Annotated in this window: 15 protein-coding genes and 2 tRNA genes; 4 read left to right on the top strand and 13 right to left on the bottom strand. The window is 70.0% G+C overall.

Features of this window, described 5'->3' with window-relative positions; all coding sequences use genetic code 11:
• Nucleotides 1-11: 11 nt before the first annotated feature.
• From AC0L6F_RS13315 to AC0L6F_RS13300, 4 genes are all read right to left on the bottom strand, one after another.
• Nucleotides 12-1,175: a hypothetical protein gene (locus tag AC0L6F_RS13315; protein WP_473540008.1), complete on the bottom strand. Its 1,164-nt coding sequence runs from the start codon at nucleotides 1,173-1,175 to the stop codon at nucleotides 12-14.
• Nucleotides 1,176-1,546: 371 nt separating this feature from the next.
• Nucleotides 1,547-1,638 (bottom strand) — tRNA-Ser (locus tag AC0L6F_RS13310).
• A 111-nt stretch (nucleotides 1,639-1,749) separates the two neighbouring features.
• Nucleotides 1,750-3,093 carry an MFS transporter gene (locus AC0L6F_RS13305; protein WP_274637041.1) on the bottom strand — a complete coding sequence of 448 codons (1,344 nt, stop codon included), beginning with the start codon at nucleotides 3,091-3,093 and terminating at the stop codon, nucleotides 1,750-1,752.
• 62 nt (nucleotides 3,094-3,155) lie between these two features.
• Complete coding sequence (locus AC0L6F_RS13300; RefSeq protein WP_473538259.1) at nucleotides 3,156-4,190, bottom strand: MBL fold metallo-hydrolase; 1,035 nt, start codon at nucleotides 4,188-4,190, stop codon at nucleotides 3,156-3,158.
• 125 nt (nucleotides 4,191-4,315) lie between these two features.
• Here AC0L6F_RS13300 and AC0L6F_RS13295 point away from each other — a divergent pair, with 125 nt between their 5' ends.
• The 3 genes from AC0L6F_RS13295 to AC0L6F_RS13285 all read left to right on the top strand — a co-directional run bounded on the left by AC0L6F_RS13295 (nucleotide 4,316) and on the right by AC0L6F_RS13285 (nucleotide 8,493).
• On the top strand, nucleotides 4,316-5,206 hold the full coding sequence (locus tag AC0L6F_RS13295; protein WP_274637039.1) for a LysR family transcriptional regulator: 891 nt from the start codon (nucleotides 4,316-4,318) through the stop codon (nucleotides 5,204-5,206).
• Nucleotides 5,207-5,293: 87 nt separating this feature from the next.
• Complete coding sequence (locus AC0L6F_RS13290; RefSeq protein WP_473538258.1) at nucleotides 5,294-5,509, top strand: hypothetical protein; 216 nt, start codon at nucleotides 5,294-5,296, stop codon at nucleotides 5,507-5,509.
• A 56-nt stretch (nucleotides 5,510-5,565) separates the two neighbouring features.
• Nucleotides 5,566-8,493: a helix-turn-helix transcriptional regulator gene (locus AC0L6F_RS13285; RefSeq protein ID WP_473538256.1), complete on the top strand. Its 2,928-nt coding sequence runs from the start codon at nucleotides 5,566-5,568 to the stop codon at nucleotides 8,491-8,493.
• Here the strand turns inward: AC0L6F_RS13285 and arfA are convergent.
• From arfA to serS, 4 genes are all read right to left on the bottom strand, one after another.
• Complete coding sequence (gene arfA, locus AC0L6F_RS13280; protein WP_473538255.1) at nucleotides 8,480-9,991, bottom strand: arabinosylfuranosidase ArfA; 1,512 nt, start codon at nucleotides 9,989-9,991, stop codon at nucleotides 8,480-8,482. The genes AC0L6F_RS13285 and arfA overlap by 14 nt on opposite strands.
• A gap of 36 nt (nucleotides 9,992-10,027) precedes the next feature.
• Nucleotides 10,028-10,112: transfer RNA gene (locus AC0L6F_RS13275), tRNA-Ser, on the bottom strand.
• 108 nt (nucleotides 10,113-10,220) lie between these two features.
• Entirely contained in the window at nucleotides 10,221-11,120 is a 900-nt protein-coding gene (locus AC0L6F_RS13270) for an HAD family hydrolase (RefSeq protein ID WP_473538254.1), read from the bottom strand.
• The gene (gene serS, locus AC0L6F_RS13265) at nucleotides 11,117-12,382 is read right to left on the bottom strand and encodes a serine--tRNA ligase (RefSeq protein ID WP_473538253.1); all 1,266 of its coding nucleotides are present in this window, start codon (nucleotides 12,380-12,382) and stop codon (nucleotides 11,117-11,119) included. The genes AC0L6F_RS13270 and serS overlap by 4 nt, the downstream gene beginning before the upstream one ends.
• Nucleotides 12,383-12,435: 53 nt before the next feature.
• Between serS and AC0L6F_RS13260 the strand changes: the two genes are divergently transcribed.
• Nucleotides 12,436-13,452, top strand: coding sequence for a diacylglycerol/lipid kinase family protein (locus tag AC0L6F_RS13260; protein ID WP_274637025.1), 1,017 nt, complete (start codon nucleotides 12,436-12,438; stop codon nucleotides 13,450-13,452).
• Here AC0L6F_RS13260 and AC0L6F_RS13255 read toward each other — a convergent pair.
• From AC0L6F_RS13255 to AC0L6F_RS13235, 5 genes are all read right to left on the bottom strand, one after another.
• Nucleotides 13,442-14,410: a carbohydrate ABC transporter permease gene (locus AC0L6F_RS13255; protein WP_473538252.1), complete on the bottom strand. Its 969-nt coding sequence runs from the start codon at nucleotides 14,408-14,410 to the stop codon at nucleotides 13,442-13,444. The two genes, AC0L6F_RS13260 and AC0L6F_RS13255, sit on opposite strands and share 11 nt — an antisense overlap.
• Nucleotides 14,407-15,360 (bottom strand): carbohydrate ABC transporter permease, encoded by a 954-nt coding sequence (locus AC0L6F_RS13250; protein WP_473538251.1) that lies wholly within the window; start codon nucleotides 15,358-15,360, stop codon nucleotides 14,407-14,409. Before AC0L6F_RS13250 ends, AC0L6F_RS13255 begins: the two co-directional genes overlap by 4 nt.
• Before the next feature lie 66 nt (nucleotides 15,361-15,426).
• Nucleotides 15,427-16,812, bottom strand: coding sequence for an ABC transporter substrate-binding protein (locus AC0L6F_RS13245; RefSeq protein ID WP_473538249.1), 1,386 nt, complete (start codon nucleotides 16,810-16,812; stop codon nucleotides 15,427-15,429).
• 46 nt (nucleotides 16,813-16,858) lie between these two features.
• On the bottom strand, nucleotides 16,859-18,595 hold the full coding sequence (locus AC0L6F_RS13240; protein ID WP_473540006.1) for a glycoside hydrolase family 13 protein: 1,737 nt from the start codon (nucleotides 18,593-18,595) through the stop codon (nucleotides 16,859-16,861).
• A 225-nt stretch (nucleotides 18,596-18,820) separates the two neighbouring features.
• Nucleotides 18,821-19,828 carry a LacI family DNA-binding transcriptional regulator gene (locus AC0L6F_RS13235; protein ID WP_473538248.1) on the bottom strand — a complete coding sequence of 336 codons (1,008 nt, stop codon included), beginning with the start codon at nucleotides 19,826-19,828 and terminating at the stop codon, nucleotides 18,821-18,823.
• Nucleotides 19,829-19,831: the final 3 nt, after the last annotated feature.

The following is a 19,831-nucleotide window of genomic DNA, read 5'->3' as shown; positions in this document are numbered from 1 at the left end:
GAAATCGCAGCTCACGAGACGCGGATGCCGGCCTCCGCGAGCGCGTCACGGGCGCGACCCCATCGGCGGTCATCTGAGTAGATCTGCCATTGCTCGGCAAGACCCCCGTCATGGACGAGCTCCCGGAATCGTCGGAACGCGCCCGCCCCCTCGATCGCACGGATGAGTCGGTCCTGCAGCGCATGATCGCGTTGGCGGAGCGCAAAGGCCTGCATGTCCTCCCACCCCTCCCGCGATCCAGCCCGTTCGAGCCAGATCCACCGATCCGGTTCGGCGTCGATGTCGATCACCGCATCCTCTCCGACGATCGCTGGGTCGGTGAAGTCTCCACTGAATACCTCCCCGGTCAGAAGGTCGACGTAGACCGTGCTCGACTCCCCGAAGCCGCCCTCCAGGAGCGAACTGAGCTCGTCGAGGTCGACCGGGGCGGTTCGCGCCGACGGTGGCTCCCGCCGCAGCAGAGCAAGCAGGTCCTCGGCGAGCACCTGGTCACCGGGGCCGCCCCGCGAGGTGAGCCGGTTGATCAGCGAGAGCGCCACCGGCTCAGCTTGGCGGCGTCGGCTGCGCAACGCCACCGCCATGCCGGAGCCGAGCTGCTGGAGCGCGACATCGATCTCCCGTCCCGTGAGCGCATCGAGGAAGCCGGCCGCGTCGGCCTCCGCTACTGCGGCGCGGACGGTCCTGATGTCGAGCTCCGCCATGACATCCGCGGATGGCCACCGGTGAGCCTGCATCGGATGCAGCACCCGCGGCCGCTGCGGCATCGGGGACTCGCCGTCGTCGCCGTCCCAGTTCCTTCCGTACTGGTCGGGGATGCTCCCCCATCCCCAGTAGGGCAGTGGCTTGTCCGGCACGATCCCGAGCTCATCGAGCGGATCGATCTTGCGCTCGCCGACCACGCAGCGGTGAACCCAGTTGTCGCCGAGATCGAACGTGTACTGGAACTCGGCACCAAGCGACAGCGTCCGCCCCACCTTCGCCGACGCGATATCCACCGCCGCAACGACCGGTCCGAACGAACTGGATGCCATCTCCTGCCCGGTCTCATCGTCCGTGACCACACGACCATCGGCGAGCGTGAACACCGACAGATGCGAGCGATCCCACCGTGCGAACGCGTCGTCGATCGCGTCAGCCAGATCGAGGAACGTGTGCGACGGCGCCACCGCGAACATCCGACCCGGCCACGGCCACAGATCCTCACCCCGCCCGCCCAAGAGCTCTACCGTCACCGACAGCCACGTGCGCGCCATACATCGAGCATGCCACCCCGCCCCAGGCTCCCACGCCCGTTACGTTGGCGAGGACGTGAACGGCGCTCAACCCATCACTCTCGGCGCGGGGAACGAGACCGAGGGATTCGCACTCCCGGTCACTTGTGCAACGCTCATGAAATCGCCCTGAGCGCCGACAGCGCTTCGCAGATCGCCACAACTTCGCAGTTCGAGTTGCACGATCTGCTCACCCAAGTCGCCGCCGCGAACGTGGCAGAAGTGGCGGATTCCGTGGCAGGAGCGACATTAATGCCTCTTGATCAGGGTTTATCTGGCGGAGACGGAGGGATTTGAACCCTCGGTCCCCTTACGGGGACTCCACCTTAGCAGGGTGGTGCACTAGGCCTGACTATGCGACGTCTCCATGCGTTCGACGCCCGGGGCGCGAACACATCTGTCAATGATAACCGGTCGGTCGCGCCGAGACGGACCGCCGCCGAGAGCGGCCTCCGTCCCGCGACGCGATCGCCCGAACTCAGGTGAGCGCCCGGCGTGAGCCCTCCGGGGTGCGCGCCACGGCGAGGATGCCGACGGCCAGCACTGCGGCCCAGAACAGGGCGACCACCCACAGCGACCCGCCCGCCACGAGAAGCAGACCGCTCACGATCATCGGAGTGAATCCCGCACCAAGCGTCGACGCGCCCTGATAGGCCAGCGATGCACCGGTGTAGCGCACGCGTGTGGGGAACTGCTCGGCGATGAACGCGCCGATCGGCCCGTACAGCAGGCCCTGGATCACACCGTTGCCGATGATGTCGGCGGTGGCGAAGCCCCACACCGTCCCGTTGGTCAGCAGGAGCAGCAGCGGATAGACGGCCACGATCCCGAGCACCCCGCCGGTGATGAGCACCGTCCGACGTCCGATCCGGTCGCTCAACCGCGCGGACGCGAACGTGATGATGAGCGTGACGACCGCACCGATCGCCTTCCAGTTCAGCACTTCAGTGCGATCGGCACCCGCCTCGACCGAGGCCGCGACGCCCCACACTGTCACGATGCCCTGGCAGCAGTAGAAGCTCATGGTGGCCAGCAGCGCCCACACCACCGCACGCCAGTGATGCGTGAGCACCTCGACCAGCGGCAGCTTGCGCTTCTGACTCGACTGCTCCAGCCGCCGGAACAGCGGCGACTCCGTCACGCGCAACCGGATGATCAGCCCGATGACGATCAGCACCGCGCTCAACAGGAACGGGATCCGCCAGCCCCACACCAGGAACTGCTCACCGGTGATCGCCGAGACCAGCGAGACGACCAGCGTCGCCAGGATCGCGCCTGCCGGCCCGCCGGCGTTCGCGAACGACGTCGCAAACCCGCGCTTGCGCTGCGGCGCATGCTCGAGCGCCATCAGCGCCGCCCCGCCCCACTCGCCGCCGACCGCGAATCCCTGGATCAGACGGAAGCAGATGAGGATGAGCGGCGCCGCCACCCCGATCTGCGCAGTCGTCGGCAGCAGCCCCACCGCGGTGCTGGCCACACCCATCATGAGCATCGACAGGACGAGCATCTTCTTCCGGCCGATCCGGTCGCCGAAGTGCCCGAACACGATGCCGCCCACCGGACGGACGAGGTACCCGACGGCCAGCGTCGCGAACGACGCGAAGATCGCCACCGGCTCGGGCAGCGACGTGAAGAACACGTGGCCGAACACCACGGCCGACGCCACCGAATAGAGGATGAAGTCGTAGTACTCGATCGCCGTGCCGATGAAGCTCGACGACAGGATCCTGCGCATGTCGGGGGTGTTCAGCGACTGCTGCACGACCGTCTGGGTGTCGGCGGATTCCAGCTGTGGCTCGGCGGGTTTGATGGATTCGGTCACGATTCCTCCTTGAATCGACAATCGGGTCGCCCGGGGTTGGGCAGAGGCGGGGTGGTGTCGCGTCAGACCGGCGCGGGCGCCGGCTGCACGGTGATGACGTCGAGGTCGTCGGGCAGGATGAAATCGCCCGCGAAGCCGTCCGCCGCAGCCTGCCACACCGCGGCGGGTGCCGTCCCCGGCACGAGGTGGTGCAGCGCGAGCCGACGCGCGCCGGCTGCGGTCGCGATCCGCGCCGCGTCGCGCACCGAGGTGTGCGACTTGTAGTGATGGTCGCGCGAGGCGCGGGAGCCCTCGTCGACCCGCCCGGCATACATCGCCTCGACGAAGTCGAAGTCGATCGCCTCGTGCAGCAGCAGATCCGTGTCGCGCGCCAGCTCGACCATGTTCGCCGTCGGAGCGGTGTCACCCGAGATCGTCACCGAGCCGGATGCCGTGTCGAAACGGAACGCGAAGGCCGGCGCGATCGGAGGGTGCTCGACGAGCACGGCGGTCACCGTGACCAAGTCGTCCCGGTAGATCTCGAACGGCGCCATCCGGGGCGTCGGGTTGTCGGTGGGGTCGTAGCCGGATCCCGCGGGGATCGCGATGTCCTCCGCGACGAACAGATCCATCGGGTTGGGCCGCAGCCCGTCCATCACCCGGTCGTTCAGATCGGTGGCATGTGCCGCGATCAGCGTCTCGAACATCTGCCGCGTCCCCGGAGTCGGGCAGTGCGGCGCGACCGGCCGCGGCGGCACCGTCGCCCGCGGCGACACCGGCGGGAGCGCACCGCGATCGCCCGGGCCCAGCAGCCGGACCGGCGCGTCCGTGCGGTCCGCCATCTCGTAGAGCCCGAAGACCGCGAGGCTCGCCAGATCGATGGTGTGATCCGAGTGCAGATGCGTCAGGAAGATGCCCCGCAGGTTCTTCATGCCCAGGCCCGCCTCGTTCAGGCGCCGGCCGACGCCGTGACCGCAGTCGACGAGATAGAAGACGTCGCCCACGGCGATCGCCGTGGCGATTCCGGTGCGCAGGATCGGCTGCCCCGAACCCCACCACCGCGGACCTCCGGCCGTGCCGAGGGTGATCACGCGCAGCCCCGGTTCGATCTCGGCCATCCTGGTCTCCCTTCCCGCGCCCGCGGCACGGATCCACCGCCGTCTGCGATGAGCACTGTCCACTCTGGAGGCCGAACCGTGATATGAAAAGTCAATTGTTCTTAACGCTTCGATCAAGGATGCTTATGCACGATGTGACTCTGCGCCAGCTGCAGTACTTCGTCGCCGTGGTCGATCACGGCTCGGTCACCGCCGCCGCCAAGGCCCAGCACATCTCCCAGGCGGCGCTGTCCATGGCCGTCGCCCAGCTGGAGAACACCCTCGAGGCCGACCTTCTCATCCGCACCCGGTCCAAACGCGTCGTGCCCACGCCCCGCGGCTACCTGTTCGCGGCGCACGCGCGGCGCGTGCTCGACACGGTGGGCGAGGCGCTGGATGTCGTCGCCGACAGCGTCACCGCCCTGACCGGCACGCTGCGCATCGGCTGCAGCTTCACCCTCTCGCCCCGGCTCATCCCCGAGCTGATCACGCGGTTCGACCGCGAGCATCCCCAGGTCACCGTCGAGTTCGTCGAGGGCTCGGCCCACGACATCCAGGAGGAGGTGCGGATGGGGCGCCTCGACCTGTGCCTCGTGTACAGCCAGCAGGCCGATGACGACCTGAGGCAGGACCACCTCGCAGACGTGCGTCTGCATCTGGTGCTGCCCGCCGAGCACCCGCTCGCGGCCCGCACCGAGGTCGACGTCGCCGACTTCATCGAGCTGGATGCGATCCTGCTCAGCGTCCCGCCGACGATCGAGCGGCTCATCGAGCAGCTGCGGGCGGTCGGCGGCGAGCCGCGGATCCGCTATTCCAGCGGCAACATCCAGACGATCTTCTCGCTCGTGGCCCGCGGCTACGGGTACTCCCTGGTCAACAGCCCGCCTGCCACCAACGACACCTACGACGGCCGCCAGGTCCGCTTCATCCCCGTCCGCGACACCGCCGGCACCAACTCCATCGTCGCGCTGACAGCCGGCCACCACCGCGCCCCGCGCCGCGTGCGCGCCGCGATCGACGCGCTCACCGGCGTCTGAGGCACGCGCGCGCAGGAATACGGCATCCGTCCGATGTGAGGGGGCTACCTTAGCGCCGAGCGTAGAAGGTGCATCGAAGGAGAAATCATGACCATGCACCCCTCACTCGGCTACACGATCATCACCCAGGAGATCGAGGAGCGCGCCCGCAACGCCGAGCGCCGCCGCTTCATCCTGGATCACCCCGAACAGATCCACCGTCGGCCCGCAGGGTGGTGGCGGCGGATGCTGCGGCGCATCGTCACGGGACGCGCGCCGGCGGTGCCGCGCCCGGCACCGTGCGAGACCGCTTCCGCCCGGTGACCGTCCGCCCCCTTCTGGGCCGCACCGGTGTCGGTGGTGGCTGGCACGATGGGAGCATGCCCTTCACCGCCGATGCCCCGTCGAGCGCAGCCCGGATGGTCGGCCGCGACGACGAGCTCGCCCGCCTGCAGACCGCGTTCGCGCGGGCATCGGCGGGCGAGCCGTCCGCGGTGGTCGTGGCGGGCGAGGCCGGCATCGGCAAGTCGCGGCTGCTGCGCGAGTTCGCCGCCTCGGTCGCCGGGCAGGCCGACATCGCCACCGGCCGATGCCTCGACCTGGGCGGGACGCCGGTTGCCTACGGCGCGATCCTGGGACTGCTGCGCGACCTCGTCGCCCAGCGCGGCGCCGACCGCGTGATGCAGGCCGCCGGCCCGGGCCGGGCCGCGCTCCGGCTGCTGATGCCCGAGCTCGGCGACTCCCCCGAGGCCACGCTCCCCGATACCAGCCCGGAGCGGCTGCGCGAGGCGTTCGTCACCGCCGTCGAATCGCTCGCCGACACCCGCCCGCTGGTCCTGATGATCGAGGACCTGCACTGGGCCGACGGGGGCACCCTCACGCTGCTGTCCTTCCTGCTGCGCGTGGTCACCCGAGGGCGGCTGCTCGTCGTGCTCGCCTGGCGCAGCGACGAAAGCGGCCGCAACGATCCGGTCCGGCTCGTGCTCGGCGAAGCCGAGCGGGCCCATCTGATCGAACGCATCACCCTCGAGCGGCTGGATGCGGCATCCGTCCACGCGCTGGTCTCGGCGCTGGCCACGACCGACGACGAAGACATCCTGCACGGCCTCGCCCAGCGCGCCGAGGGCATCCCGTTCTTCGTCGAAGAGCTGTCACGATGCGCGACCGCGACGCTGCCCGACACCCTGCGCGACCTCCTGCTCGCCCGCTACGAGCAGCTGAGTGAGGATGCCGCGGCCGTCGTCCGCGTCGCCGCGGCATCCGATTCCCCGCTCGAGCACGAGACGCTGACCGCGCTGAGCGGCCTGGACGGGCCGCGACTGAACAACGGCATCCGCGAGGCCATGCGCACCGGCATCCTGGTCGTCGACGAAGACCGGTACACCTTCCGCCACGCCCTGCTGCGCGAGGCCGTCCACGACGAGCTGCTCCCGGGCGAGCGCGCCGCGCTGCACCGCGCCTTCGCCGAGCACCTGCAGGCCCTCGCCGACGCCGACCCCCGCCGCGACCTGCACGCCGCGCTCGCCCACCACTGGCAGCTCGCGCACGATCGCCGCCGCGCGCTCGTGGCCGCGACCGCCGCGATGTGGTCCGCCAAGGCGCGCTATGCGTTCTCGACCGCGGCGCGCTTCGGCCGGCTGGTCCTGGAGCTGTGGGATCAGGTCGACGACGCCGAAGACGCGGCGGGCATCGACCGGATCACCCTGATGCTGCGGATCGGCTCGATCCTCCGCAACGCCGGCGACAGCGAGCGCGCCCTCACCGTCGTCGACGGCGCACTGACCGAGGCGGGCACGACCGAGATCGACCCCGCCCTGCAGGTCCGGCTGCTGCGCGACAAGGCGATGTATCTGGTCAACCTCGGCCGACCGGGTGCCGCCGAGCTGCTGGCCGAGGCGCTGGACATCATGGACGGCCGCGTGCACGACGACAAGCTGAGCGCCATCGTCCTGTGCCAGTACGCGGGCCGGCAGATGGTCGCCGGGCACATCGCCGACGCGATCGACGCCGCCAGCCGCGCCTGGGACTGCGCGGTGCGCGCGGGTGTCGAGGAGCAGATGTCAGTGGCCCGCAACCTCCGGGGTACGTCGCGCGCGCACCGCGGCGACCTGGACGGCGCCTTCGCCGACTACGCCGCCGCCCGGGAACACGCCCGCACCCCCGCCGCGCTGCTGCGCTACCAGGTCAACTACTCCGACATGCTGGCCATGCTCGGGCGGTACCGCGAGGCGGTGACCGTCGCCGAAGAGGGCTCGGCGCAGGCCCGCGGAATGGGGATCGAGCGCACCTCGGGCTCGCTGATGATCCAGAACACGGTCGAGGCGCTGCTCGAGCTCGGCGAGATCGACCGGGTCGACGCGCTGCTCGCGCGCGATCTCGAGCTGCGCACCTTCCCCGTGTTCCGCATGTACACGACCACCTCGCGCGTGCGCGCCCTCGCCTGGCACGGCCGGCACGCCCGTGCCGCCGCCCTGCTGCGCGAGCAGCGCGCGGCGCTGGATGCCGCGGCGATGAGCGAACGCCAGGTCTGGTACTACGCTCTCCAGGCGCGCCTGGCGATCGCGCAGGCCGCCGACGACCCGCGCGCGGCGCTGGAGGTCGTGCACGAGATGCTCGACGACACTGCGCCGCAGACCGCCCACCGCGTCCGCATCCTGCTCGAGGCCGGTGCCATCATCGCCGCGCTGCGCGCCCGCTCCGACGAGGTGCCCGGCACCGTGGACCGGGTGCGCGCCGCATGGTCCGACATCCCCGAGATGCTGCGCCCCGCGGCATGGGCGCAGATCCTCGACGCCCTCCTGGCGCCGACAGCCGACACGCTGGAGGCGGCCGTCGCCTGCGCCGACGGCGACGACGTCCCCGCGACGTTCCGCGTCGTGGTCCGCCTCGAGCAGGCGCGGGCGCTCGTCGCGGCGGGTCGGCGCACGGATGCCGCAGCCGCCGTGGCCGCGGCATCCCAGCACGCCGACGACCTGCAGCACGAGCCGCTGCGCCGCGAGGTCGCCGCATTCGCCGCGGCATCCGGGCTCGCACCCGCCGCGGCCGACGTCGACGCGTCCGCGGCACTGGCCGAGCTCACTCCGCGGGAACGCCAGGTGCTCGACCTGATCGCCGAGGGGCTGAGCAACGGCCAGATCGCGAAACGGCTCTTCATCAGCGTGAAGACCGCGAGCGTGCACGTGTCGGCGATCCTGCGCAAGCTCGGCGTCACCAGCCGGACCGAGGCGGCCGTGCTGGCGGCGGCGCGAGGCGTCACTCGGGACGACGCCGCGCGTACCAGCCCGAGTCGGTCGTTCAGTCGATCGTGATGACCGTCCAGGAGCAGGGCGGCAGCGTCACGCTCACGGCGCCGTCCACCAGTGCGGCCGATTCGTTCGGCTTCGGCATGACGCGATCGGGCTGGTCCAGGGTGTTGGCGGCGTGGATGTCGTCGTCGAAGATCGAGGTGGCGTCCACGCGGCTCACCGCGCCGAGCGCCAGTGAGGCGATCTCGAGGGCGACGGCATCCGTCAGGCTCCGGTTCACGGCGAACACCGTCGTGCCGCCGGTCGCGGGGTCGTGCGTGGCCACCGCGTCCACGAGCGAGACCTCGCCGTAGCGCTCCGTCCGGTAGGCCGGGCTGTCCAGCTTGAGTTCGAGCGCCTGGCTCCGCGCGAGGCGCGACGTCAGCGAGAAGGGGTAGAACGTGGTCTGTCGCCAGGCCGGCCCACCGGGCTCGGTCATGATCGGTGCGATCGCGTTCACCAGCTGCGCGAGACTTGCCGAGGTCACCCGGTCGGCATGCCGGATGAGCGAGATCATGAGGTTCCCGAACACGACGGCGTCCAGCACCGAGTACGAGTCCTCGAGCAGGCGCGGCGCCACCGGCCACTCGTCGACATCCGTGATCTTGTCGACCTCGTTGAAGCGGGACTGGTACCAGACGTTCCACTCGTCGAACGAGATGTCGATCGTCTTGTCGGTGTTGCGCGTCGCCTTCACGTGGTCGGCGGTCGCGACCACGGCGTCGATGAACCGGTCCATGTCCACGGCCGAGGCCAGGAAGCTACCGTAGTCGTCGCCGGACGGCTCGTAGTAGGCGTGGCACGAGATGAAGTCGACCTCGTCGTACGTGCCCTCCAGCACGGTGCGCTCCCAGTCGCCGAACGTCGGCATCTGCGCGCCCGAACTGCCGCACACCACCAGCTCGAGGTCGGGGTCGAGCTGCCGCATGGCGCGCGCCGTCTTCGCCGCCAGCTGCGCGTATTCCTCCGCGCTGCTGTGGCCGAGCTGCCACGGACCGTCCATCTCGTTGCCCAGGCACCACATCCGGATGTCGTGGGGTTCGGGATGCCCGTTCGCCCGACGCCGATCCGACCACGCGGTGCCCGATCGCAGGTTCGCATACTCCAGGACGTCGAGCGCGTCGAGCACTCCCCGCGTGCCGAGGTTGACCGCATACATGAGCTCGCTATCGACCTTCGTCAACCAGGTCGCGAACTCGTCCAGGCCGATCTCGTTCGTCTCGGTCGAGTGCCACGCCAGATCGAGCCGACGAGGCCGATCCGCGCGCGGTCCGATGCCGTCCTCCCAGCGGTACCCCGAGACGAAGTTGCCGCCGGGATAGCGGATGGTCGAGACGCCGAGCTCGCGCACGAGGTCGATGACGTCGGTGCGGAACCCGTCCGCATCGGCGGATTCGTGCCCCGGCTCGTAGATGCCGTCGTAGACGCACCGCCCGAGGTGCTCGACGAACGAGCCGAAGAGGCGGCGATTGATGGGACCGACCGTGAAGTGCGGGTCGATGGTCAGGTGTGCTCGGATCATTCTCATCTTCCCGTGGTCGCCATCTCGACCTGACAGCGGAGGGTGTGGGATTCGAACCCACGGGACATTGCTGCCCACTGGTTTTCAAGACCAGGTCCATCGGCCGCTCGGACAACCCTCCCCGGCGGGCACGCCCGCCGGACCTGGTCGAGTCTACCGGGCGGTGGGGCCACGGACCCTTCGTCTCGGGCGCGCTGCGCGCGGCCCCGCCCAGCGAGCTGGGTGCCGGCTACAGCGCCCGGAGGACGGCCGCGACGCCGCCGTCCTGCACCGAGAGCGTGGTCTCGCCCGCGGCATCCCGCACCTCCTGCGGGCCCTGCGCCATCGCCACCGCGCGCCCTCCGTGCTCGAGCGCCCAGGCGAACATGCCCAGGTCGTTGCGTCCGTCGCCGATCACCAGGGTGTGCGCCCGGTCGATGCCCAGCCAGGCGCGCACGAGCTCCAGGCCGCTCGCCTTGTCGACGCCCATCGGGGCGATGTCCAGCCACGCCGTCCATCCGATCGCATACGAGACCTGGTTCAGGCCGATCCGATGCACGAGCTCGACGAAGTCCTGCTCGGTGCGGTCGGGCGAGACGACCACGACCCGCGAGACCGGCTGCGCGCACAGCTCGTCGAACGACACCCGGCGCGCGAGCCGGAGGTTCCAGTCGTCCATCGGCTCGGTGTACAGGCGCTGCCCGTCGGCCAGCTCCACCATGTAGTGCGCATCCGGCACGCTCTCGTGCAGCAGCCGGAGCACGCGCTCCGGGTCGAACGTCTCGGTGTGGAACCGCTCGTAGCGGTCGTATCCCGCCGGCCCGTCCTCGATCCGGCGCATGATCACGGCACCGTTCGAGCACACGATGTACTCCGGGTCCAGGCCGAGCGCGGACAGGACCGCGTGAGTCCCCTCCCAGCTGCGGCCGGTCGCGAGCATCACCTCGTGCCCCGCGGCCTGCGCGGCGCCGACGGCCTCGACGATCCCCGGGCTCAGCGACTCGTCCTGCAGCATGACCGTCCCGTCCACATCGAGGGCGATCAGCATCCGCGTCGCGACGCGGTCCGCGACCTGCTCGACCAGGTCCGCGGCCTCGGCCTGGTCCTCGATCTCGACGCTGCCGGTCGCGGGCAGCCGGGCCGACGTCACGCCACCGGCTCCAGCACTGCGAGCCCGCCGAGGTACGGCCGCAGCACCTCCGGCACCACGACCGAGCCGTCTTCGCGCTGATGGGTCTCCAGGAGCGCGACGATCCAGCGGGTCGTGGCCAGCGTCCCGTTCAGCGTCGCGACGTGCTGGGTCTTGCCGCCGTCCGGCCGGTACCGGACGTCCAGCCGCCGCGCCTGGAACGTCGTGCAGTTGGATGTCGAGGTCAGCTCGCGGTACGCATCCTGCGTCGGCACCCACGCCTCGATGTCGTACTTGCGCGCCGCGGACGACCCGAGGTCGCCGGCGGCCACGTCGATCACCCGGTACGCGAGACCGAGGTCCTGCAGCATCCGCTCCTGCATCCCGACCAGCCGCAGGTGCTCGGCCTCGGCATCCTCAGGCGTGGTGTAGACGAACATCTCCAGCTTGTTGAACTGGTGCACCCGGATGATCCCCCGGGTGTCCTTGCCGTACGAGCCGGCCTCGCTGCGGTAGCACGTCGACCATCCGGCATAGCGCTTGGCCCCGGCCGTCAGGTCGAGGATCTCGCCCATGTGGTACCCGGCCAGCGGCACCTCGCTGGTGCCGACCAGGTACAGGTCCTGCTTCTCGAGCCGGTACACCTCGTCCGAGTGCTGGCCCAGGAATCCGGTGCCCTCCATCACCTCTGGCCGCACCAGGGTCGGCGGGATCATCGGGATGAATCCGGCATCCAGCGCCCGCTGCAGCGCGAGCGACATCAGCGCGTACTCGAGCCGCGCGCCCACGCCCTTGAGGAAGTAGAAGCGGCTGCCCGACACCTTCGTGCCGCGCTCCATGTCGATCGCGTCCAGCCTCTCGCCGATCTCCAGGTGATCCCGGGGGGTGAACGCGAACGTCCGGCGCTGCCCGTGCGTGCGCAGCGTGACGAAGTTCTCCTCGCCACCGGCGGGCACCTCGTCGATCACGATGTTCTCGATCCGCGACAGCACCTCGTGCGCATGCTCCTCGGCCGCCGTCACCGCCTGCTGGGCCCGCTTGACCTGGTCGCTGAGCTCCTTTGCCTGCGCCACCAGCGCGGCCTTCTCATCCTTCGGCGCGGCCGCAACCTGCTTGCCGTGCGCGTTCTGCTCGGCCCGCAGCTGCTCGAACGCCGTGATGGCGGCGCGACGCGACGCGTCGGCGGCGAGCGCCTCGTCGACCGACTCCGGCGACTCGCCCCGCTTGACCTGGGAACGCTTGACCAGCTCGGGATGCTCGCGCAGGATGACGGGATCGATCATCCGACAAGTCTAGCCAGCGGCTCTGCCGGCCCCGGTGCCGCTATCGTGAGGCCATGAGTGAACAGCGCGCCCAGGATCGGCGCGCTGCGCTCATCTTCAACCCGATCAAGGTGGACGAGAAGAAGCTGCGCGCGCGCGTGCAGAAGGCGTCGAAGAAGGCCGGGTGGGGGCATCCGCTCTTCTACCACACCACGCCGGAGGACCTCGGGCAGGAGGCCACGGCCCAGGCGCTGCGCGACGGGGCCGATGCGGTACTGGTGGCCGGCGGCGACGGCACCGTGCGCGCGGTGGCCGAGGCGATGGCCTCCACCGGCGTGCCGCTGACCATCGTGCCCAGCGGCACCGGCAACCTGCTGGCCCGCAATCTCGAGCTGCCGCTGGCGGATCCGGATGCCGCGATCCGCGCGACGTTCGACGGCGAGGTGCGCCCCATCGATGTGGGGATGGCGCAGCTGACCCGCCCCGACGGCACGCACGAGGAGCACGCGTTCGTGGTGATGGGCGGGATGGGGCTGGATGCGGCGATGATCGCGAACACCAACTCGCAGCTGAAGAAGAGCATGGGGTGGGTGGCCTACGTCGACGGGGCGGCGCGATCGCTGCCGAACGCGAAGCCGTTCCGACTGATGTACGAGCGCGACGGGCACCGCCTGCACTCGGCGAAGGTGCAGAGCATGCTGTTCGCCAACTGCGGCACGCTGCCGGCCGGCATCGAGCTCATCCCGGGCGCCTCGATGACCGACGGCCTGCTGGATGTCGCGATGATCCAGCCCACCGGCTGGTTCGGCTGGCTGGGCGTGTGGCGCAAGGTGTGGTGGGACAACAGCGTGCTGCGGCGCACCCGATCGGGGCGGCGCATCGTCGAGCGCCGGAAGGACACGTCGATCCGCTACCTGCGCTGCCCGCAGATCGAGGCGGGCGTCGAGTCGGCGCAGCCGGTCGAGCTGGACGGCGACGAGTTCGGAGAGGCCGTCCGCATCCGCTGCTGGGTCGTTCCCGGGGCGCTGCAGGTGGCGATGCCCAGCAGCCGCACGGCGACGCGCCCTCGCGCCGACGCCGTCACCCCTTGACCGCGCCGCCGATGCCGCCGGAGTTCAGGAACGCACGCTGGAAGACGAGGAAGATCGCGACCGGGATGAGGGTGGCGATGGTCAGCGCGGCCAGGTAGACGCCCAGGTCGGTGGATGCCGCGATCTGCGGCAGCCGCACCGACAGCGGCTGCACGCTGATGTCGTTCAGGACCAGGTTCGGCCAGAGGAAGTCGGCCCATGAGGCGTTGATCGCCAGGATCGAGACCACCCCGAGGATCGGCTTGGACATCGGCAGCACGACCGACCAGAACAGCCGGAACGTGCCGGCCCCGTCGGTGCGCGCGGCCTCGAAGATCTCGCGCGGCAGCGAGTCGAAGAAGCGCATCACCAGCAGCACGTTGAACGCGCTCGCTCCGGCGGGCAGCCACACCGCCCAGAACGTGTTGATCAGCGAATGCCCGATCAGCGGCGGGTGCAGGATCGTCAGGTACAGCGGCACGAGCAGGACGACCGCCGGGATGAACAGCGTCGCCAGCACCAGCGCGCTGACGATCTTCCCGTACCGGGGCCTCAGCACCGACAGCGCGAATCCGCCGGTGGTGGCCACCAGCAGCTGCACGCCCCACGACCCGGCCGCCATCGCGATCGTGTTGAAGAAGAAGTCCCCGATGTGCACTTCGTTCCAGGCGCGCGCGATGTTCGACCAGGCCCAGTCCTGCGGCAGCAGGGCCAGCGGGTGGGTCAGCGTCTCCTGCGTCGGGGTGACCGCCGACTTCAACAGCCACAGCAGGGGCAGCAGGCCCGCCGCGACCAGGGCGATGCCCAGCAGCCAGTTCAGCACGGTGCCGAACCAGCGCACGTGCGGGCGGCGCCAGTCGGCGATCGACAGGATGCCCCGGTCTGCGGCATCCGCCGCCTTCGGACGGCGCCGGCGACGGGGGGCCGGCTGCGCGGCGACATCCGCCCGCTGCAGCTGCGCCGGGATCGAGGTCGTCAATTGTCGCTCCATCTCCGGGTGACCCGGAAGTAGACGATCGAGAGCACCGCCAGGAACACGGCGAGCATGAGGCTCAGCGCGGTCGCCTTGCCGACCCCGACGCCCAGGCTGTTGGTGAACGCGTACTGATAGATCAGCAGCAGGATCGTGGTGGTCGAGTTGGCGGGGCCGCCGCCGGTGAACAGGAACGGCTGCAGGAACACCTGCGCGGTGGCGATGACCTGCAGGATCAGGGTGATGAACAGGATGCCGCGCAGCTGCGGCATGGTCACATGCCAGACCTTGCCCCAGATCGACGCGCCGTCCACTTCGGCCGCGTCGTACAGCTCGGGGGCGACCGAGGTCAGGGCGGCCAGATAGATGATGATGGTGCCCCCGGCGGCGGCCCAGGTCGCCTCCAGCACGAGCGAGGGCATGGCCGTGGCGGCGCTCTGGATCCACGGCTGCGGCGGGATGCCGACCCAGCCGAGGACCGTGTTGAACACGCCGTTCGGTCCGGCGTCGTAGAAGATCTTCCACAGCAGCACCGAGACTACCGGCGGGATCACCACCGGCAGGTAGGCCAGCACGCTGTACACGCCCTTCATCCGCTTGAACTCGCTCATCAGCACCGCCGCCAGCAGCGGCAGCGGATAGCCGAACAGCAGCGCGAGGCCGGCGAAGTAGGCGGTGTTGCGGATGGCGATCCAGAACACCGGATCGTGGAAGACCGCGACGAAGTTGTCCCAGCCGACGAAGGAGGCCGGCGTGACCAGGTTCGTCTTCTGGAAGCTCATCACGACCGCCTCGACGATCGGCGTCCAGGAGAAGACGCCGAAGACGACCAGGGTCGGGATCAGGAACAGCAGCGTGGTCAGGCCGCCGCGCTGCACCCAGGTGATCGGGTTGTGACGGCGGGGCGCCGGACGGATGTCGGCTGCGGCATCCGTCGGTGTCATGGTCGCGGTCATGGCGATGTGCTCCCGGGGTGAGGCGTGCGGTCGGGCGCCGGGGCGTCCCGACCGCACGCCTGGCGGTCACTTGCTGTCGGCGTCGATCAGCGCTTGGATCTTCGTGTCCACGCCCTGCAGCAGGGAGTCGACGTCTGCATTCTTGTCGGTCAGCACCGCCTGGACCACCGCATCCAGCGCGCCGTACAGATCCTGCGTGTGCTGCGGCGGCTCGGGGGCGATCTTCTGGTCGAAGATGCCGGAGGTGAACGGTGCCAGGTTGGCCGCCGGGATGTTGGCGTAGGGCTTGACCCACTCCTGGTTCTGCTCCCAGGTCGCCTTGTCGAACACCGGCAGCGTCGGCGCGTTCACGGCCTGGTTGCCCGCCTGCAGGGTCTTCGCGTTCTTGATCGCGGCGTCCTTGTCGGCGGTCGGGCCGGTGCGGTAGAAGTCGATCCACTTCACCGCGGCGGCGATCTGCTCGGGCGTGTCCTTCACATTGACCACGTCGACGTTGCCCCCGGACAGGATGCCGGCGTCCGCGGCATCCGCGACCGGGAACGTGGTGACCCCGTACTTGGCCTGATCGAACCCGTTGGCCTGCATGAGCGAGCCGATCACGTCCGAGCCGCTCATGTACATGCCGATCTTGCCGGCGGCGAACGCCTCGTTGATGCCGCCCCAGTCGAACAGGAAGTTGCGGCCCATCGAGTCGTCGGTCCAGCGCATGCCCTTCAGCCACGCCAGTCCGGCCTTGGTCTGGTCGTTGTCGGCGGTCACGGTGGCCTTGCCGTCGGCACCGACCTCTTCGAGCCGACCGCCGAGCGACTGGGTGAGGGTGGCCAGCTCCCAGCCGCCGGTGTTGCCCTGCGTCATCTGCATGTAGCCGGCGGTGCCCGGCACCTTCTCGGAGATGGTCTTCGCGGTCGCGGCGATCTCGTCCAGGGTGGTGGGCGGCTTGTCCGGATCCAGTCCCGCCTTCTGGAAGATCTCGCGGTTGTACGACAGCGCCATCGCATACGGCCCCCACGGGATGCCGTAGACCTTGCCGTCGTCGCCGGTGGCGACATCCAGCACGTTCTTGTTCCACTTGTCGGCGGTGGAGGTCTCTTTGAAGTCCTTCGTGATGTCGGCCAGCTGGCCGTTGTTCGCGAGGGTCTTCGAGTCGGTGAACGGCACGTTGAACACGTCCGGCAGCGTGCCGCCGGCGAGCTCGGCGGCGAACGTCGTGCCGGTCCACTGGTACTCGATGGCCTTCACGTCGATGTCGGGGTTCGCCTTCTCGAATTCTGCGACACGGTCGGCGAGCGCGCTCAGGGCGTCGGCGGTGGCGCCCGGCAGCACCGGGGCGACCACGATGTGGACCTTTCCGCCGTCGGTGCCGCTGCCGCCGTCGGACGAACAGCCCGCGAGCGCGCCGATCGTCGCGACGGCGACGGCACCGGCGAGCAGGATCTTTCCTGGTGACTTCATCGTCTTTCCTTTCGTGTGAGGGCGGCGTCGGCCTCTCGGCGCCGGATCATCCCTCGGGGTGGGTGGTGGTGTTCGAGTTCTCGGCGGGCGCGGATGCCGCGGCATCCGCGTCGGTCCGCAGCCATGCGGCGGAATTGCCCGGCAGGCGACCGCCCGACAGGGGGGCGCTGGTCAGCAGGACGGCCCGGTGGGAGGGCAGGGCGAACGGCTCGTCGCCCGTGTTGACGATGCAGGCGAACTCCTGGCCACGGCGGAAGGCGAGGATGTCGCGGCCGAGGCCCTCGATCCAGGTCAGCGGTGCGGCGGGGATCTGCCGGCGCAGCTGCAGCGCCGACCGGTACAGCCGCAGCGTCGAGCCGGGATCGGCCTCCTGCGCTGCCACGGTGAGGGTGCGCCATGATTCCGGCTGCGGCAGCCACGGCGTGATGGGTGCCGCGCCCGCCTGGTCCGGGCTGAAGCCGAACGGCGGCTCGTCTCCGGCCCACGGCAGCGGGACGCGGCATCCGTCCCGTCCCGGGTCGATGCCCCCCGACCGGTAGTGCATCGGGTCCTGGATGAGCTCGCGCGGCAGGTCCTCGACCTCGGGCAGACCGAGCTCGTCGCCCTGGTAGATGTACAGGCTGCCCGGAAGGGCGGCCACCAGGAGTGCGGCGGCGCGCGCCCGGTGCCGGCCGAGCTCGGGGTCGGTGGGCACCCCGAAGCGCTTCTTCAGGAATGCGAAGGCGGTGTCTTCGCGCCCGTACCGGGTGACCGGGCGGGTCACGTCGTGGTTGGAGAGCACCCAGGTGCTGGGGGCGTGCACCGGTGCGTGGGCCGCGAGCGTGTCCTGGATCGAGTCCCGGAACTGGTCCGCACCCCACGGCCGGGCGAGGAAGTCGAAGTTGAAGGCCGTGTGCATCTCGTCCGGGCGCAGATAGTTGGTGAAGCGCACGATGTCGGGCACCCACACCTCGCCGACCAGGATGCGGGTGCCGGGATACGAATCGGCGACCGCGCGCCACGCGCGGTAGACGTCGTGCAGCTCGTCCCGGTCCTCGGTGGGATGGTCCGGCTTCTCGCCCACCTCGGGCAGGTCGGGATCCTTGATCAGCAGCGCGGCCGAGTCGATCCGCACGCCGGCAACGCCCCGGTCGAACCAGAACCGCAGGATGTCCTCGTGCTCCCGGCGCACGTCCGGATGATTCCAGTTCAGGTCGGGCTGCTCCGGGGTGAAGAGGTGCAGGTACCACTCGCCGGGGGTGCCGTCGGGGTTCGTGGTGCGGGTCCAGGTCGGCCCCTGGAAGTTCGACTCCCACCGCGTGGGCATCAGCTCGCCGTTCCGGCCGCGGCCCGGGTGGAACCAGAACCGCTCGCGCTCCGGGCTGCCCGGCCCCGCCGCCAACGCGGCCTGGAACCACGGATGCCGATCGGAGACATGATTCGGCACGACGTCGATGATCGTCCGGATGCCGAGGGCCAGCGCCTCGGCGATGAGCGCCTCGGCCTCGGCCAGCGTGCCGAATCGGGGGTCGATGGCCCGGTAGTCCTGCACGTCGTACCCGCCGTCGGCCAGCGGGCTCGGGTACCACGGGTTGAACCAGAGCGCGTCGACGCCGAGGTCCTTCAGATACCCGAGGTGGGAGCGCACGCCGGCCAGGTCGCCGGTGCCGTCCCCGTTGCCGTCGGCGAAGCTGCGCACGTACACCTGGTAGATGACGGCGCTGCGCCACCACTGTGCGTCGGCGGACGAGGGCGTCGGCCAGGCGTCGTGACGCGATGGCTCATCGTCGTCGCGCCGGTCCACTCTGGTCAGGACGTCGTCGTCCACAGGGCTCCTCATTCGATCGATTTCCTGCAATGCGTCGAATGTAGCTTTGTTCATGGCTGAGTGCAAGACTTGAACAGAAGTCTGCAAAACTATGATTTCGGAGGGGTTGGAGCGAGGGCGCGCATGCCGGGGCGTGCCCGAGGATGCCGGAGCCGGGCGCGCCCGAAGATGCCGGAGCCGGCGCGCCGGATCATGCCAGGGTCAGGCCGCGACGGGCCCGGTGGATCCGCGCAGCACCAACTCGGGCTCGAACAGCAGCTCGTCGCCGCCGGCCGCCGTGCCTGCGATCTGCGAGAGCAGCAGCTCGATGACCGTGCGGCCCATCGCCTCGATCGGCTGGCGGACCGTCGTCAGAGGCGGCTCGGTGCAGCTCATCAGGGCGGAGTCGTCGAATCCGACGACGCTGACGTCCTGCGGGACGCGCAGGCCGGCCCTGCGCGCGGCGCGCACCGCACCCAGTGCCAGCGGGTCGCTCGCACACACCACCGCCGTCGCGCCGTTGCCGAACAGCCGGGAGCCGCCGGCCTGACCGGACTCGAGCGAGTACAGCCCGTTCACGATCATCTCGTCGGACAGCGGGGTGCCCAGCCGTTCCAGCAGCGCGCGCGCCGCGGCGAGCTTGCGCTGCGACGGGATGTGATCGGCCGGGCCCATCAGCATCCCGATCCGGCGATGCCCGAGCTGATGCAGATGCAGCAGCGCCTGCTCGGCGGCGGCCCCGTCATCGGTGGACACCGTCGCGAAGGCCAGTCGCGGGATGCGCGCGTTGACCAGCACCGTGGGCAGGTTCACCCGGCGCAGCCGGTCGTAGTGCTCGTGGGCTGCGGCGGCCTGACTGTAGTTGCCGCCGAGGAAGATCACGCCCGACACCTGCTGCTGCAGGAGCAGGTCGACATAGTCGGCCTCGGTGACGCCGCCCGCGTTCTGCGTGCACAGCAGCGGGGTGTAGCCGTTCTGCGTCAGCGCCCCGCCGACGATGTCGGCCAGCGCGGGGAAGATCGGGTTCTGCAGCTCGGGCAGCACCAGGCCGACCAGCCGGGCCCGCTCGCCGCGCAGCTTCGTCGGGCGCTCGTAGCCGAGCACGTCCAGCGCGGTCAGCACGGCCTGCCGCGTGGCATCCGAGACCCCCGGCTTGTCGTTGAGCACGCGACTGACGGTCGCCTCGCTGACCCCGACCTTGCGCGCCACTTCGGCGAGACGCTTCGACATGGC

This window comes from Microbacterium sp. G2-16M (assembly GCF_055809115.1).
Note: the sequence above shows the minus strand (reverse complement) of the source record. Positions and strands in the feature narration are given on the sequence as shown.